Origin of the sequence: Nostoc sp., from assembly GCF_036918245.1 — a bacterium.
GTDB lineage: Bacteria > Cyanobacteriota > Cyanobacteriia > Cyanobacteriales > Nostocaceae > Nostoc.
In genome coordinates this window covers 120,883-135,760 of the sequence record NZ_JBALEF010000036.1, presented here as the reverse complement: position 1 = coordinate 135,760, position 14,878 = coordinate 120,883, and the positions used below count along the sequence as shown (strand labels likewise).

Genomic DNA, 14,878 nt, shown 5'->3' with positions numbered 1-14,878 from the left:
TATTTACATAAGTCAGAGTGACATAATTATGAGAGAACAAGTAAAAGTTATTAAGCTCAGTGGTAATTTGAACGCTACAACTTCACAAGACTTTCGACAAAATATCACTGATATTCTAGAAATTGGTGCGAAAATTGTATTAGTTGATTTTAAAGATGTTACGTTTATGGATAGTTCCGGTTTGGGAGCTTTAGTATTAGCTTTCAAAACCTTGCGAGCAGCGGATACTAAGCTTGTTCTCTGCTCAATTAATGAGCAAGTCAGGATATTATTTGAACTGACTAATATGGATAAAGTATTTGAAATCTTTCCCAGTCAAGATGCATTTAATCAGGTTTTAGTCTCTAATACGTAATTAATCAAACTTCATTTGCAAAATAGATAAATCATCATCAAAAGCATCTTTGGAGTTCAGAGCTATTAAATAACTAAGTACGCGATCGAGTTGGCTATCAACAGGATCTTGTAAGCTAATTAGTAGCTGAATAAAAGCATCCAAACTCCAAAATGTACCGTCTGATTTAGTTATTTCATAAGCGCCATCACTAAAAATATAAAGGGTACTGAACTTTTCAATATCGCAAAACCCATCAACATATTTTGCCTCTGGAAACATGCCAACTGGCATACCAGGGGTTTTCAATAGTTTAACTTCAGACTTTCTTGGAGATGTGCCAGTTACTAAAACTGCTGGTGGATGACCTGCACTAGCATAAATTAACTGGCGGTTGATTCGGTTGTAAACTCCATACCAAATCGTAAAGTATTTATCATTTTGATAATTCATCTGAAAAGTATCATTTAAAGCCTTCAATACATCACTAGGTTGATAGTAATCGAGACTTTTGAGGGCACGAGAACGCAGCAGATTCAGCACTGAAACAGAAGGAAGAGTAGCTTTGAGTCCATGTCCGGCAGTATCGAGTAAGTAAATTGCCAGATAGTCATTATCAAGCCAATAGTAATCAAAACAGTCACCGCCGAGTTGTCTTGAGGGAATGAATCGGAAATTTATATTGAAGGGTTCAGTCATAGAAAGAGGTAGCAGCGATCGCACATATTCTGCTGCTTCTGACATTTCTGATTCTAGAAGCAACTTTTGAGCCTGCAAATCTCTACTCAACTGATGCAGACGTAATCCTGCTCTTACCCGTGCTTGTAATTCATTATGCTCAATAGGTTTAGAGATAAAATCATCAGCACCAGCATCTAGACCTTTGACGCAATCGGCAACGGAATCTAAGGATGTTAATAAAATAAAGAATGTGGTAAAAAATTTGGGGTCTGTCTTAATGCGGTGGCAAACTTCCAGTCCAGTCAAACCCGGCATGATCCAATCACAAATAATTAGTGCTGGACGATAAGCTAGTGCCTTTTCTATTCCTTCCTCGCCGCTACTGGCAGTAACTACTTCATAACCCTGTTTTTCCAACATCCTTTTCAGGAGTATTTTTATTGAATAGTCGTCATCAATTATTAGTATTTGAAACATATAAATTTGTTGAAAACACTCATTAATAATTGTTTGTCAAAATAGAAAATAAAAATATGATATGAGCTAATAAGCTAGTAGTATCGATATAGAGAATAGAGATGCTGCTATAGCGCTTATCGTACCCTGCGCGTACTGCTTCTCCCTTAGCGTTAGCCTCTCCCTTTGGGAGAGGGGGAGACGCTAGCGCGAACGGAGAACTCGTAGAGTAGCCGTTACGCGTCTATGTATGCAATAGACTTTGACTCCTCTCTCCTAAAAACAGAGAGTACCCTACGTTGTAGCAACAGGCGTAAGGAGTTGAGGGTTTGGTCTTTATTAGACTCAAATGAGAAGCACTATAACTCATTTCTATTTACTCGTAGAATTTACAACTGTTTAACAGTCATAAAATATTATGGCGCTCCCAAAGGATTTAGCCATAAAAGAATGTTGCTTTTTAACTGGTTTAAGTCGCGGTATGCTTCTTGCTTGAACCATTGCCCTAAAGCGTCAAAGGGGGTGAAAGATGTTCCCGTTTGCCATTTAATATCTTGACCTAAAGGTGTTGTATGATTTCCTGGTAACGTTTGCGCTGTCACCATCTCATCAAAACGTTCTTGTAAGATTTTGGTTAAAGCTGCTGATTGGTCGATGGTGTCATTACTAAATTTTATTAATAAATTGCGCCGGATATTGTAACGTTCTTGGACAAGCTTGTTAGTTTCCAACGGCGAGGGGGTAAATTCGATCGCAAAAGTAGAATTGAACTGCTCTACTAGAGGGATAGCTTCTTTAGCAGCGTAGTTGTTGAAGGATATTAAAATATTGCCTGCACGTTCTACTTTAAAAAGGCTACCAATCAGCAAGTGGAGTTTACAGCCCATACTGTGTCCAACGCCATAGATGGGAAAGTAAAGCTTGCGTAATGCCCCAGAATCATGCAATCGTTCGAGGGTGCGGTCAAAGTTTAACAGCACGGATTTTGCGATCGCAGTATGATCCAATGTATTGACGAAAGGCGTAGCAATTACAACATAGCCTTTACCTGCCAGTTGTTCGAGTAACCAGCGATAAGTGATGTGCGGTGCAGTGGCGACAAATGCACCTCCTAAAAAATGAACGATACCTATGGGATTTTGGGGAATGATTACCCAGTTCCCTCTAATTTCTTTCCAGTCCATGCGGATAAACGATCCCTTTATGAATATTCTTTATGTTAGACCGGGGATTGCAACCGTGGGAAAGATTATGGAAAAAAGCCATTGAGAATATCTGACTAGTAGATTGGAAGCCAACTCACCCAGCAACCTCTATGGATTTATCAGCAGCATCTACGTTTTGTCTAACTCTTAGTGAGTACCGAGTGAATTCACGAGTGCTTTCTAAATTTCCATTACAAAACTTAATCACGAATTACGAATTACGAATTATCTTAACGTTGAGTCTGTAATCTTTTCATCTCGTATTGCACATCTAATGCAATTTGTAATGCTTCATTAAGTAACCTTCCATGCTCAGTAGCCTGTTCATTTACTTGCATAGCTGTTAAAGTTGCTAAATTGTTGACAAATAGTTCTGTATTACTCAAGATAAAATTCTTATTCTCTCTCAAAATCCTTTCTGTCTTCAAAGCGCGAACTAAATCAGCTTTGGTGAGTTTAAGTGCTTCGATTACATCCTCTCTTTCCTTTATAATCACTTCTGAATTCCCAGCTTCTTCTATTTGGTCATTGATATCTATAACTTTCATAACAGTATTATATCTATTAACCTCATTTAACAGGATTTGCAGACATTTTGTCATATTTGCTTTAACAATCTTACTTCTACTTCTCCAGATAAAATATAAGACGCTTTGCGTCAGACCAGCAACCCAAAGCCCTAAGAAAATTAATAATATCCATGATGGAATTGTTATCCATGTAACAAACATTTTAATAATTATATCAAATAAAATATAGACAAAAACAAATGTAGAAAATCCAATAAAAACTACAGTCGCTCCTTCAGAGCTTTTAATTTTTTGTATATATATATTTGCTAATCTCTTGAGAGGATTTGTAATGATTAAAAGTTCCCCATTGACAGGTAAATTAATCAGCTTTTGCAGATCGTTCTGACTAATTTCCAAGCCCTGTAAATCATCCCGCACAGCTTTTCAACCCTTGCCAGAATAGTTATTTAATCTAATATAGCAATCAAATTTCTAGAATGCTGGTATTTTGTCTAAACTTTTTCAGGCAAGCTAATACTTATAGGCAATGTCCAGAATTTTTGTACAATATGATACTTTATAAATAGCTACTTGGAGATACTAAAAACAAGAAAGGTGAGCATTGCCCACCTATTCTGTTTTATTCGCTAATTAGCTTTTAGGGTAGGTTTTCGCAGGCTATGCCGTCGCTATCACGGTCTAGGTCAAATAGATCATTCGGATACTTATTGAAGATTTTTTGAGCCTCTGCTTGGGTTGTGAAGTCAGGGCAGTTATAGTTTTTGGGCAAGTTACTTGGATTAACCGGAAAAGGTGAATATGTGGGTTGATTGCTGCGCTTACCTCGTCGGAAATCCCAAGGCATTACTGGATTTTGCTGGTTCCAGAAACCAAATTTTTGTATCTTGGCATACTCTTCAGCTTGAAGATACTGATTTTTGTTAGAAGCGCAATTATTTAGATATTGCAGATAAACGACAGCATTTCCCTCTTGAACCATCTGTAGATTCACTGATTGACCAGCAACAAAAATTTCGGCTACAGTCCGGTTATAGCGGTCGCGTCCTGTTTCTCGCAATTCGATTTTTTGACCAGGAGGTGAAAGTTCTGCCAATCTATTGGTTGCTTGTTGTCCCCAAAACTGTTTTCCTTCCGGCGCGTCAATACATGCTAACCGCACTTCGGTTTTTTTGCCATTTTTGTTAATCCAAATTGAATCACCATCAGTAATCCGCTCTACTGAATAAAATGGTTTTGTTTCAGCCATTAATAAATTTGGAGTTACAGAAGATTGAGTCGTCAAAAATGACGAGGTTATTTTATCTTTAGATGCTACTAAACCTAGAGTAGATAGCGCTGCAATCGCAAAAATTGTTTTTAAGATAACTGATTTCATTGGTATAACCTGCAACGAGTTGTTCGATTTAAAATTTACAACCCACGCTATACCCAGAAGCAAGACCGCAAAAAAACCAGTTAAATGTTCTGAAAACACCAATAATATCAGCGTTTTGTAACTTCGGGGTAGTCAAAGAACTTCAGGTATCCTGAATTTGTTTATGAAAAATTTACACATAGAGGTTTATTAAAAATGACAAAGAGGAGTTACGGGGATTCACAACAAGAGCGGGCAAGGCGCTTACTAGAGGATTTACTCAACTATGCAAACGATGATCCAAAAGTAAAGTTGAGTGAAAAACTCACAGTCAATTGGGCAAAGAACAAACCACAACTTGCTGTTACGGGTACTTTAGAGTCATTAGTTGAACTAACTAAAGCTGATGGATGCCAAGAAATACTTAATAAACCGAAGATTGAAAATGCGATTGACTTTTTTGAAAATTATTTAGAAATCCTCACCAATTTTTCTCAAAAAGGTGTGGGAGAAAGGCAATTCACTTTCACCCTTTGGGATACCGACAAGGAGAAAAATTTAAATAAATTTGATGAAGAATCTAAATGTAAAGATTCTGAAAAGCTGCCAAATCGAAGAACTATGTCTAATAGTCACCCTCAAGCAGAAGGAGAAATACAGTCAAATCCTGATAATTTAGGAACGGGTATCATTAGCAGCGATCCATCTCCTAAAAATATGCGAAATAAATTAGAAGAACTGAGAAAGAAATGCCAAAATCTTGAGGATACTAATCAAGACCTCAATAAGCGAATAAAAACAACTACATCTCATCTTACGATTACCCTAAATTTATTAGCAATTTTTGCAATACCAATAGCAATAGATAGTAAGGCTATATATGATTATTTAAATTATATTAATCCAAAAAATAATTCTTCTGTTTCAAGCCCTTCCAATACAAATAATTCTGGTAGTAATACATCTGCAAGCAACCTGCCTGATTTGTCAAGACAGACAAAACAGCTTCTTCTACTGCCGAAAAGCAAAAAAATAATTCCGAGTTGAAAGCAGCAGAAAAGTCTCAATGTCCTTAATATTTAGATATTTATAGCAATCATTAATCATTTTTCATAAGCAAGATACCCGACTTCTTAAATAAGTCGTGGATCTGCAGTTTGGAATTATCACAAATAAAATATAATTGCTATATATGATTAATTAAGTGATTGTTTGTATTGCATCCCATTAGTTATATTAACTTCGTTTTGGAGAAGATTGTTTCTGTTTTGAAACACCACAGCTAAGTCTGTTACCCAGATATAAAGCGTTTTTAACTCCTGAATTCTGAATCCTGCTGTATGTCACCCATGAATCTGAATAAATAGGGAATAACCACTGACAGCAAAAATAAAAAGGATGGCGGCAGGAAAAATTACTACATCCCTGACAATAAATAAAATCCAATCTTTTCTTAGTTCTTGTTTAAACTTGAGTTCTCGCAGTTTTCGCTCAAGTTCTATGTCTTCTTGTGACTGCAAGTTTATCGGTGACAAAATTAGCGGATTATCGCCTTTGCTGGCAATTATTTTTGATGAGTCTGTTATATCTGTCATGCTGTTTAGATACCAATAATTTCAGTTTCAAGATTTTGGTTATCATCTGCAACCCAGATAGGTTTGCCTTTTTGCTTGGCTTCTACAGGCACTTATAGGAATGCGTAGACGTAGCCAGCACTTCGACAAAGCTCAGTGACCACCGTAGACATCGCCTTTAACAGCACCTTTGCACTTATTGAGCAATGTCAGGTTGTCATTGACGTAGTTTTGTGTTGAGTTATTGGACTAAAGCATCTATTTAGTTAAAAAAGAGCCAGAGAGTGTTGTTAGTTCTCTGGCTCAAAGCTGGAGACAAAAGAATCATCAAATAAAGGCTAACTTGGGTAAGAACCTAAATTCTTCCCAGGTTATGCAGCCCTAAGATAGCGCCCACTCCTAAGATATGACCAAAGGCGGTAGTTGCTAAAAGGGCTGGTACACCAAAATTACCAAGGAAATTGACTGAGGGTAGTTTTGGTTCTGCGTTGGGATACTTGATGGTAGATTTGCCAAAGGCAATGGCAACGATATTAGCAATAATCATAATCAGTCCAACTGTAGGACTCCATTGCAGAGGTGTGGTTGCAGCAGCGAGTAAGGTTGAAGTCAACACCTGATTTGCTCCTGAAATTTATTAATGGTTGAAAACATAATCTGAAACTTTCCGAAGCAAATTCAACAAATTACCCGATTTTGCATCAATATTTAACAGTTATTCTTACTACTTAATACAATATGAGTTCAACGCGGTGAGCTGATTGTGGTAGGTAGTTTGAATTTCAATGTCTGAAACAAGCAACCTGTTAGTATTGATTTATACTTACAGCAGAATTCAGGAGTAAAATACGCTTTATACGTGGGTAACAGACTTAACTTGTGTACCTCACCAACTTGAAATCTGCTGTAGATAAAAGTGATTCCGATAAAATTATGTCAATGTATCTATAGAAATCTGTGCAGGAGTTATGAACAAAATGATCCCTGACTTTTTGAAGGATACAGTTGAAGTCAGAAATTTAAAGAGTGGATTCACCTTTCGGTAGATTTAGACAGAATCATCAAAACTGTATATTTGAATGGTGTAACACATAATTTGCCACAAAACCTCATGCTAAATCAGTAATTTCCAGATCAACAGATGAAATTTTGATTGAATTCTAGTTAATTTGTTCCTTAAGTTCCTCAAAAGCCATGACATCCCCTGAGCCTCAAACTGATTTTGGAGAAAAAGCTCCACAAACCTCATTTGAGCCACCTTCTAGAAAACGGCGGTGGCTTTGGTTGAGTTTAGCCGCACTCCTATTGTTAGGGGGCGGAGCAACTCTAGTTTGGCGTTTACTCACTCCACAAAATTCAGCACCTTCAACTGCTAACGCTCAACCTCAAGGGGTAAGAGTCAAAATATCAACAGTACAAAGCGGCATAATTGAGGAAAGTTCAGATTTTATTGCTAGTTTAAAATCCCTACGCTCAGTCACGCTCCAGCCGAGGATTCAGGGTCAAGTTACCCAGATACTTGTCAAATCGGGAGATCCAATCGTCGAAGGAGCGGCAATTCTCCAAGTAGATCCTACACCACAGGCAGCGATCGCGAGGAATAATACTGTGCCTCAAGCATTTTTAGTGCAACTGGCAAATTCCCGCGCCACACTCAAATCTTTAGAAACAGAACGACCATCCTACGTTGCGAATGTGCAATTGTACCAGCAGAACTACGATAAGTTTGTCAGCCTAGCTGAACAAGGAGCCGTGTCTCGACAGACTAGCAATCAGTTTGCTAATCGGCTTACCAATGCTAAGACTAGTCTGGATGCAATAGATTCCAGGATTCAAACACAACGAGCCACCATTTTGCAGGCTGAAAAATCTTTGCAGCAATCTAATGTAAATACTCAAACACAACAGCCCCAGTCTGACAAAATTACCGCTCCTTTTAGTGGCACAGTTGGCAACATCCCTGTAAAAGTCGGTGATTTAGTTAATAATTCTACACCATTAGTTAATATCAAGCAAAATCGACCTTTAGAAGTGAATATCTCTGTACCACTACAGCAAGGGCCCCAATTGCGTAAGGGTATGCCAGTAGAGGTGATGAACACACAAGGTCAAAAGCTTGGTAGAAGTAGGATATTTTTTATTGCACCTGATGCCAGCAATGAAACACAAACGATACTGATTAAAGCACTTTTTGATAACACTAACGGTCAGCTACGTGCAGATCAATTGGTCAGGACTAGAGTGTTCTGGAATCAGCGCCCCGGAGTTTTAATTCCCACAACAGCAATGACTCGTGTAGGCGGGGACACTTTTGTTTATGTAGTTGAAACAGAAACATCTCCCCAAGGTGTATCCCAACAAGTAGCTCGGCAAAGGCGAGTGAAGCTAGGCGAGATTAAAGGTAATAATTACCAAGTTATTGAAGGATTACAGCCAGAAGATAAAGTTATTATTTCAGGGTTGCTCAATCTCAGGGATGGTGTTGCGATCGTTCCAGAATTTTAATTAAGGGGAGTAGAGAGGAGGAGCAAGGGAGAAGTCTCAATCTTGTCTCCTACCAATCTTCACCCAAGAGCGTTAACTATAGCGATCGCTCTTTGTTGGAGAACTTGTAAAGTAGTCTCTACGTATATATCTATAGCAATACACGCTGAATTCACTTCCATTCTTTTCTCCTAAAAAGAAAGCATTCGTGACATTTTAAGATATAACTCGTTTTGTCAATAGTGATTACGCTGTAAATTATCTATGCTATCGAGTCTCTAATTAAGCTTTATACTAAATTTTAAGGCAAGGATGAACGATACTTTTAAATATGTGTAGGCGTAGCTAGTCTTGTCTATGACGACGCTATGCTAAGGCATCACAGGCTGGAAATTTACGTTTGTAACCTCGATTTTGACTAAATTTAATCACCACTACTTATTGGCAAATGGTTAATGACCTTAACCTGTCACCAATGAGTAAAAGTAAGCAATTACTTGATTACGTAACAGAGGTAAACAATTATGTCAGGGAAAATCATCCAATCTAAATGTGGTTTAGTTTTAACTTGTTTACTTGGACAGATAATGTTGTTAGCTGCGCCAGTACAAGCTGGAGTGGAGGGCAAAAGTTATAATGTCAATGTTAATTCGAGTCAGGGAGATAATTTTACTGCTTGTTTTGAATTTAACGCCAATGGTAACAGGCTTCGCTTTGTTGGACTAGATGCTACTTATAGCCGTACAAATCTAGGTCAGGATCAGAGAAATTGGCAAGCAGTCACAAATCCAACTTCAGAAGTAAGTATCGCACTTAGCGGTCAAGTAAGAGGAGACTTTGTTCCAGATCGGAGGATAAGTGGTAATGCTATCAATTCCAACGGCACTACTTATACATTTAATGGAACACTCTTATCTGAGCCAACATGTCCGATTGAGATTGAATCCGAGATAGGTCCAGAAAATCCCTTCTTAAAATAATTTAATCTACGCAGATATGATAAACCAGATGAGCTTTTGGTTAACGAAGACAGACAATTTATAAAAGATGTTTGTAGACTATGGTCAAGACAATACCTGTGTCATCAGCACTTAAATTCTGTCAAGTTCGGTAGGGCGTAGTTTACTGCCGTAGGCATTGTGTTTAGCTCAATGAAGACTCAGAAATTCGATTTAGCTCAACATATTCAACAATATTCGCCAAGCCGTAGCAAATCTTAATCTGCTGTGAAGATGCTGACAAGAGGGCACGTATCTTCACCTTTTGCAAAGTATTTTCATTTCTCCCGCCTGAGAGTTACTTGAATTCGCTGGCGGGATTTTGGCTGGAATGAAGTCGACAGTTTTAGCAGCGATCGCTAAATTTAACCTTAGAACAGTACTGTAAGAGCAGATAATCACTTTAGTGAACCAAAATAAAACTCGATTAATCTATGGCATCTTTAGCAGGGAAGGTTGCAATTATCACTGGTGCATCGCGGGGAATTGGACGAGCGATGTCTTCGACGGGCTACGCCTACGCACTAAAATTAGCTGGTGACGGTGCATCTCTTGTCGTCAACTATGCAGGTAATGCAGGCAAAGCACAAGAAGTTGTTGCAGAAATTGAAACAGTTGGGAGTAGAGGCGATCGCTACGCTGAAGCCTTAGAAGTATTAAATGGTGGATAAACAGCAACTAGAGTTGCAGGTGAAGATCCTAAAACTCGTAAATGGATTTGTAGACAATGCAGCATGATTTACGATCCCGTTACTGGCGATCCTGATTCTGGGATTGCACATGGTACACCTTTTGAAGAAATTCCTGAAGACTGGGAATATCTGATTTGCGGTGCTAGCAAAAAAACTTTTAAACCATTTGAGGAAAAAGTTGCAGCTTAAGACGAGAATCAATTAGGCACTCTTTTTTAGCACATAAACGCGAAGCATCTTAAGAGATACTTCGCGTTCTTGATTATTTATACACAGGGTAGGATCATGCATTCACCAGAAGATAACAGCCAATTTGAACGACAAAGACCAGTTTATCGAGAGCTAAATTTTCAAATTATTTGTGCAGTTGTACTAATTGCTGTTATTGGAGTTTCTAGCGTGACTCCGGCTTTTCCCAAGTTAGCTAAAGATTTAAATATTAACCCGAAAAACTTGGGTTTATTGATTACAGCATTTACATTACCATCTCTTATTTTAGGGCCAATTATTGGTATTCTTGCCGATAGATTGGGCAGAAAGAGAATTATCGTTCCTTCACTATTTATATTTGGCATAGCTGGTACTGCTTGCGCCTTTGCCCGCGATTTTAATTTATTACTATGGTTGCGTTTGCTGCAAGGAATTGGTGCTGCTTCTTTACTTTCTCTGAGTATCACCTTAATTGGCGATTTATACACCGGAGACAGACGGACTACAGCAATGGGTTACAATGCCAGTATTAGCAGCGTCGGCACATCAAGTTATCCAATAATCGGTGGTGCATTAGCTACAATGGGCTGGTATTATCCCTTTATGCTGCCCATATTAGCGATTCCTCTTGGGTTACTGGTGTTGTTTGGACTTAAGAATCCAGAACCAAAAGGCGATCGCAACCTCAAAGAGTATTTGAGCAATGCCGTAAAAGTTCTGAAAAATCGTCAGCTATTTGGACTTTTTATTGCCAGTGCTGCTAACTTTGTTTTCCTTTATGGTGCTTATGTCACATATTTACCACAGTTAATTAACGATACCTTCAAAGCGCCGCCCACCATTATTGGATTGCTACTTTCTAGTGTTTCCGTAGCAATTACCATCACAGCTTCCCAGTTAGGTAGATTAGTGAGAAGATTTCCTGCCACAAGTTTAATTAGTGCATCTTATGTTTTTTATGCTTTAGCGATGTTAATAGTTCCCTTTGTATCAAATATCTGGTTACTATTAATTCCGAGTACAATTTTTGGGATTGGACTTGGTATTGGTTTTCCTAGCATCCAAACGCTGTTAGCAGATTTAGCACCAAGAGAATATTTGGCGACGATTATATCGGTAAATGGGACATTCTATGGATTAGGACAAACATTAGGCCCATTGTTGATGGGTTATGCTTTTGGTTTTGGCGGAATTAGTAGTGTGTTTTATGCCGCGACTGGTTTTGCCGTTTTGATATTTTTTGTGTTTAGGTATTGCACTTGTAGGTGATTCGTAATTCGTTTAAAAAGTGAGAGTCTTCTCAATTCGACGGTCAGGAATCAGCCAGATGACTGCGACTAAAGCGTATAATGCACAAGCAAACCATGAGTTAACAAAGGCAAGTGGAATTGCCACAGCATAGAATACCAGCGATATCTTTTCCTTAAAGTTTCCAGTGACTGCGATCGCTAGAGTCGAATCCTTGCCGTGGTAAGAAATCAGGGTGCGGGTAAGGATGAAGTAAGCGATCGCAGCCAACAACAACACCGTACCATAAAGGGCAACTGGCATGGCGGCAAAGTGATTCTCGCCCATCCAGCCAGTAACGAAGGGGATTAGGGACAACCAAAACAGCAGATGCAGATTAGCCCAAAGGATACGGCCATTAACGTGTCGGACTGCTTGTAGTAGGTGATGGTGATTGTTCCAGTAGATGCCGATATAAATAAAACTCAACACATAGCTCAGAAATACCGGGATTAGTGGACGTAGGGCAGCTAAATCGAATCCATGCGGTACTTTGATTTCCAGCACCATAATGGTGATGATGATGGCAATCACCCCATCGCTGAATGCTTCTAATCTCCCTTTTCCCATGTACGCATTCCTTTTTTATTTACTTGAAAGTAAGTTGTGACACTCTGTAGTTTATCGTACCAAGTAGTCGTCATTGATAAAGATTGTCTGCATTGGCTACGCCAACGCAAAAGACTTAATTCTCACTTGCCAATTTTCGCCGTAATTCCCGAATAGCAGTGCTAGTATTGCGCTCGTAGGCAATAGACCTCTTGCAAAAGTCCCTAACACCCCACCCCCAACCCCTCGCCGCTTGCGGGGAGGGGAGACAAAGCGTAGCTTTGGCGGGGTGGGGTTCTTATTTTGGATTTATGCAAGAGGTCTAATTTTTAGAGACTCTGTGACTACTTCTGACACATTGATGTTGGGGAAATAACGGCTCCTGGTTTCAATAGTGTAGCGATCGCCTTGCAATCTGTAAATCACAAGCTGGTTCTTCCTGAACAACCAAACTTCTGGTATTCGATAAGGTAGGTAGTCATTCACATCAGTGTAGCTGGTGATGTCTATCTCCACTACTAAATCAGGTGATGGATCAACGCCCCAATTGATGCGGTTTTTACCTGCAATTGCCTCCCAGTTTTCAATATAAAAACAGTAGTCTGGTTCTATACCACTTTCCTGTGGAAGTTCCATTGTGATTGGGGTAAATGCCTCGTATTCTTGTCCCAGATGATCGAGCAAAACTTTTACTACATCTGCAATTACACTTACTTTCGGCCCATGTTCTGGTAGCGGTGCCATCAAGAGAATTTCTCCATCTCGATACTTAATACGAGGAGAGGAGCGATCGCCTAGTTGTTCATTCAATGCTTGATAATCTTGCCAACTTCCGAGTAGGCGTACTACTGCGCCTGGGGGCAAATGGATTGTATCGGGTGTGACAACAGCAAACATAGAACTGATACCTCCACCTCAACTGTAATACTTTAAATATCAACTGCTGCGGCTGAAAAATACAGCAGCTATAACAATTAAACCTAAAAGTGCTAGAGGAACCCAGAGATTAGGGACATCCGACAAACTCATAAAGGACTTCCAAATAAGTAGAGTGTATGAGGCAGATTGCAATAGACAGTTGCTACTTTATAAGTCAACTATTAAGTAAGCCTTTTTTTTACTTCCTCAGCCAAATTTTCCAGTAGTACTTCTACTTGTTCGCCTGTTTTCAAATCTTTGAGCGATGACTTTTGCGCTGCTGCTTCTTCAGAACCAATAATTATGCAAAATTGAATTCCTTGCTTGTCTGCTAATTGAAATTGTTTACCCAAAGGACGCTTATCAAAGTTAGTTATCACATTAATTCCCGCCTGACGCAGATGTTGAGAAACTTTTAAATAAGTGGGCATTAAATCTTCTTGCATATTCACTACCATCACTTGGGCTGGTGTAGCAGCTAAGGTACTAAGAATCCCAGCTTTTAACAAGCGACTAATTAAACGAGTTAAGCCAATAGAAATGCCGACACCAGGCATTTTCTCACCTAAAAATACCCCGACTAATTCCTCATATCTACCGCCAGAACAAATACTACCTAAAGCTTCATGTCCTAATAGAGTTGTTTCGTAAACTGTGCCAGTATAGTAATCAAGACCACGGGCAATGGATAAATCAATACAGAAACGGTTTTCGGCAACTCCGAGATTACGCACCCCAGCAATTACCGTTTCTAATTCGGTAACTCCTAAACTCAATTGCTCGGTTTCTGGCAGATTTTGGGCGAGGTGCTTGAGCTTATCTAATACTTCATCAACCGAACCGCCAATTTTAATAAACTCAATAATTTTTTGCGCCTGTTCGGCTGAAATTCCTTCTTTCTCTAAATCTTGTTTTACTTTAGTTTCACCAATCTTTTCTAGAGTATCAACAATACCAATACACGATTTAATTTGATTTTCGGCAATTCCCAATGATTTAAAGAGACCAGTAAGAACTTTTCGGTTATTGATGCGAATCAGAAAATCACCAATATTAATTGCTTCAAATATCTCCGTGATAATTGCAGGCATCTGAGCATCATAGAGCAAGCTGAGTTCACGACGAGCAACTACATCAATATCGCACTGACGAAACTGACGAAAACGCCCATCTTTAGCCCGTTCCCCCCGAAAAACTACATCGGTTTGATAACGAGCAAAGGGAAAGGTTAATTCATTCAGGTGACGGGCAATATACGCCGCTAAAGGAACTGTTTGATCGAACTTCAAAGCTCTTGCTTCCGAACCAGTTTCGCCCGATTTATCTCTCTCGGCTTGGCGATTTGGTGGCAGTATGGGTTCAATTCCATAAATGATATTGTCACCTTGATTACCTTTAGCTTGCAGCACTTCTAAACGTTCTACAGCAGGTGTTTCGATGGGCGTAAATCCATAGCTTTCAAAAACTCTACGGATGATATCTAACAAATATAATTCTAGACGCTTTTCGCTAGGAAGAAATTCTGGAAATCCGCTAGGAGTAGAAAAGTTTATTTTGTCACCTTTGGCCATGCGTGTACCTTACTAAGTTGAAATTTGAGATG

Annotated in this window: 14 protein-coding genes and 2 pseudogenes; 7 read left to right on the top strand and 9 right to left on the bottom strand. The window is 39.0% G+C overall.

From position 1 onward, the window contains the following. Window positions 1–28 precede the first annotated feature (28 nt). Entirely contained in the window at window positions 29–355 is a 327-nt protein-coding gene (locus V7L12_RS08155) for an STAS domain-containing protein (protein ID WP_334822153.1), read from the top strand. Here the strand turns inward: V7L12_RS08155 and V7L12_RS08150 are convergent, their stop codons facing one another. The 4 genes from V7L12_RS08150 to V7L12_RS08135 form a co-directional block, all read right to left on the bottom strand. Continuing rightward, on the bottom strand, window positions 356–1,492 hold the full coding sequence (locus tag V7L12_RS08150) for a PP2C family protein-serine/threonine phosphatase (RefSeq protein ID WP_335083714.1): 1,137 nt from the start codon (window positions 1,490–1,492) through the stop codon (window positions 356–358). 395 nt (window positions 1,493–1,887) lie between these two features. Further along, window positions 1,888–2,655 carry a DUF1350 family protein gene (locus V7L12_RS08145; RefSeq protein WP_334822155.1) on the bottom strand — a complete coding sequence of 256 codons (768 nt, stop codon included), beginning with the start codon at window positions 2,653–2,655 and terminating at the stop codon, window positions 1,888–1,890. Between the two features lie 251 nt (window positions 2,656–2,906). Further along, window positions 2,907–3,626, bottom strand: coding sequence for a hypothetical protein (locus V7L12_RS08140; protein WP_335083712.1), 720 nt, complete (start codon window positions 3,624–3,626; stop codon window positions 2,907–2,909). A gap of 220 nt (window positions 3,627–3,846) precedes the next feature. Continuing rightward, window positions 3,847–4,584 (bottom strand): thermonuclease family protein, encoded by a 738-nt coding sequence (locus V7L12_RS08135; RefSeq protein ID WP_335083710.1) that lies wholly within the window; start codon window positions 4,582–4,584, stop codon window positions 3,847–3,849. A 195-nt stretch (window positions 4,585–4,779) separates the two neighbouring features. On the opposite strand from V7L12_RS08135, the gene V7L12_RS08130 reads away from it, so the two are divergent. Beyond that, a complete protein-coding gene (locus V7L12_RS08130; RefSeq protein ID WP_335083708.1) occupies window positions 4,780–5,610 on the top strand; it encodes a hypothetical protein in 831 nt (276 codons plus the stop codon). 296 nt (window positions 5,611–5,906) lie between these two features. On the opposite strand, the gene V7L12_RS08125 is transcribed toward V7L12_RS08130, so the two are convergent. Together V7L12_RS08125 and psaK are read right to left on the bottom strand one after the other, a co-directional pair. Continuing rightward, window positions 5,907–6,158 (bottom strand): hypothetical protein, encoded by a 252-nt coding sequence (locus V7L12_RS08125; RefSeq protein ID WP_335083706.1) that lies wholly within the window; start codon window positions 6,156–6,158, stop codon window positions 5,907–5,909. A gap of 334 nt (window positions 6,159–6,492) precedes the next feature. Continuing rightward, the gene (psaK, locus tag V7L12_RS08120; RefSeq protein WP_335083704.1) at window positions 6,493–6,753 is read right to left on the bottom strand and encodes a photosystem I reaction center subunit PsaK; all 261 of its coding nucleotides are present in this window, start codon (window positions 6,751–6,753) and stop codon (window positions 6,493–6,495) included. Between the two features lie 578 nt (window positions 6,754–7,331). Between psaK and V7L12_RS08115 the strand changes: the two genes are divergently transcribed. From V7L12_RS08115 to V7L12_RS08095, 5 genes and pseudogenes are all read left to right on the top strand, one after another. Further along, window positions 7,332–8,642 carry an efflux RND transporter periplasmic adaptor subunit gene (locus tag V7L12_RS08115; protein ID WP_335083702.1) on the top strand — a complete coding sequence of 437 codons (1,311 nt, stop codon included), beginning with the start codon at window positions 7,332–7,334 and terminating at the stop codon, window positions 8,640–8,642. Window positions 8,643–9,145: 503 nt separating this feature from the next. After that, window positions 9,146–9,601 (top strand): hypothetical protein, encoded by a 456-nt coding sequence (locus V7L12_RS08110; protein ID WP_335083699.1) that lies wholly within the window; start codon window positions 9,146–9,148, stop codon window positions 9,599–9,601. A 452-nt stretch (window positions 9,602–10,053) separates the two neighbouring features. Continuing rightward, a pseudogene (locus V7L12_RS08105) lies at window positions 10,054–10,179 on the top strand (hypothetical protein); the annotation flags it as partial. Window positions 10,180–10,248: 69 nt separating this feature from the next. Beyond that, window positions 10,249–10,500 (top strand): annotated as a pseudogene (locus tag V7L12_RS08100) (rubredoxin); the annotation flags it as partial. Window positions 10,501–10,596: 96 nt separating this feature from the next. Beyond that, window positions 10,597–11,790 carry an MFS transporter gene (locus tag V7L12_RS08095; RefSeq protein WP_335083697.1) on the top strand — a complete coding sequence of 398 codons (1,194 nt, stop codon included), beginning with the start codon at window positions 10,597–10,599 and terminating at the stop codon, window positions 11,788–11,790. Between the two features lie 12 nt (window positions 11,791–11,802). On the opposite strand, the gene V7L12_RS08090 is transcribed toward V7L12_RS08095, so the two are convergent. From V7L12_RS08090 to hisS, 3 genes are all read right to left on the bottom strand, one after another. Next, the gene (locus tag V7L12_RS08090) at window positions 11,803–12,378 is read right to left on the bottom strand and encodes a TMEM175 family protein (RefSeq protein ID WP_335083695.1); all 576 of its coding nucleotides are present in this window, start codon (window positions 12,376–12,378) and stop codon (window positions 11,803–11,805) included. Between the two features lie 288 nt (window positions 12,379–12,666). Next, window positions 12,667–13,254: a Uma2 family endonuclease gene (locus V7L12_RS08085; protein ID WP_335083693.1), complete on the bottom strand. Its 588-nt coding sequence runs from the start codon at window positions 13,252–13,254 to the stop codon at window positions 12,667–12,669. 203 nt (window positions 13,255–13,457) lie between these two features. Beyond that, window positions 13,458–14,846, bottom strand: coding sequence for a histidine--tRNA ligase (gene hisS, locus V7L12_RS08080; protein ID WP_335083691.1), 1,389 nt, complete (start codon window positions 14,844–14,846; stop codon window positions 13,458–13,460). Between the last annotated feature and the right edge of the window lie 32 nt (window positions 14,847–14,878).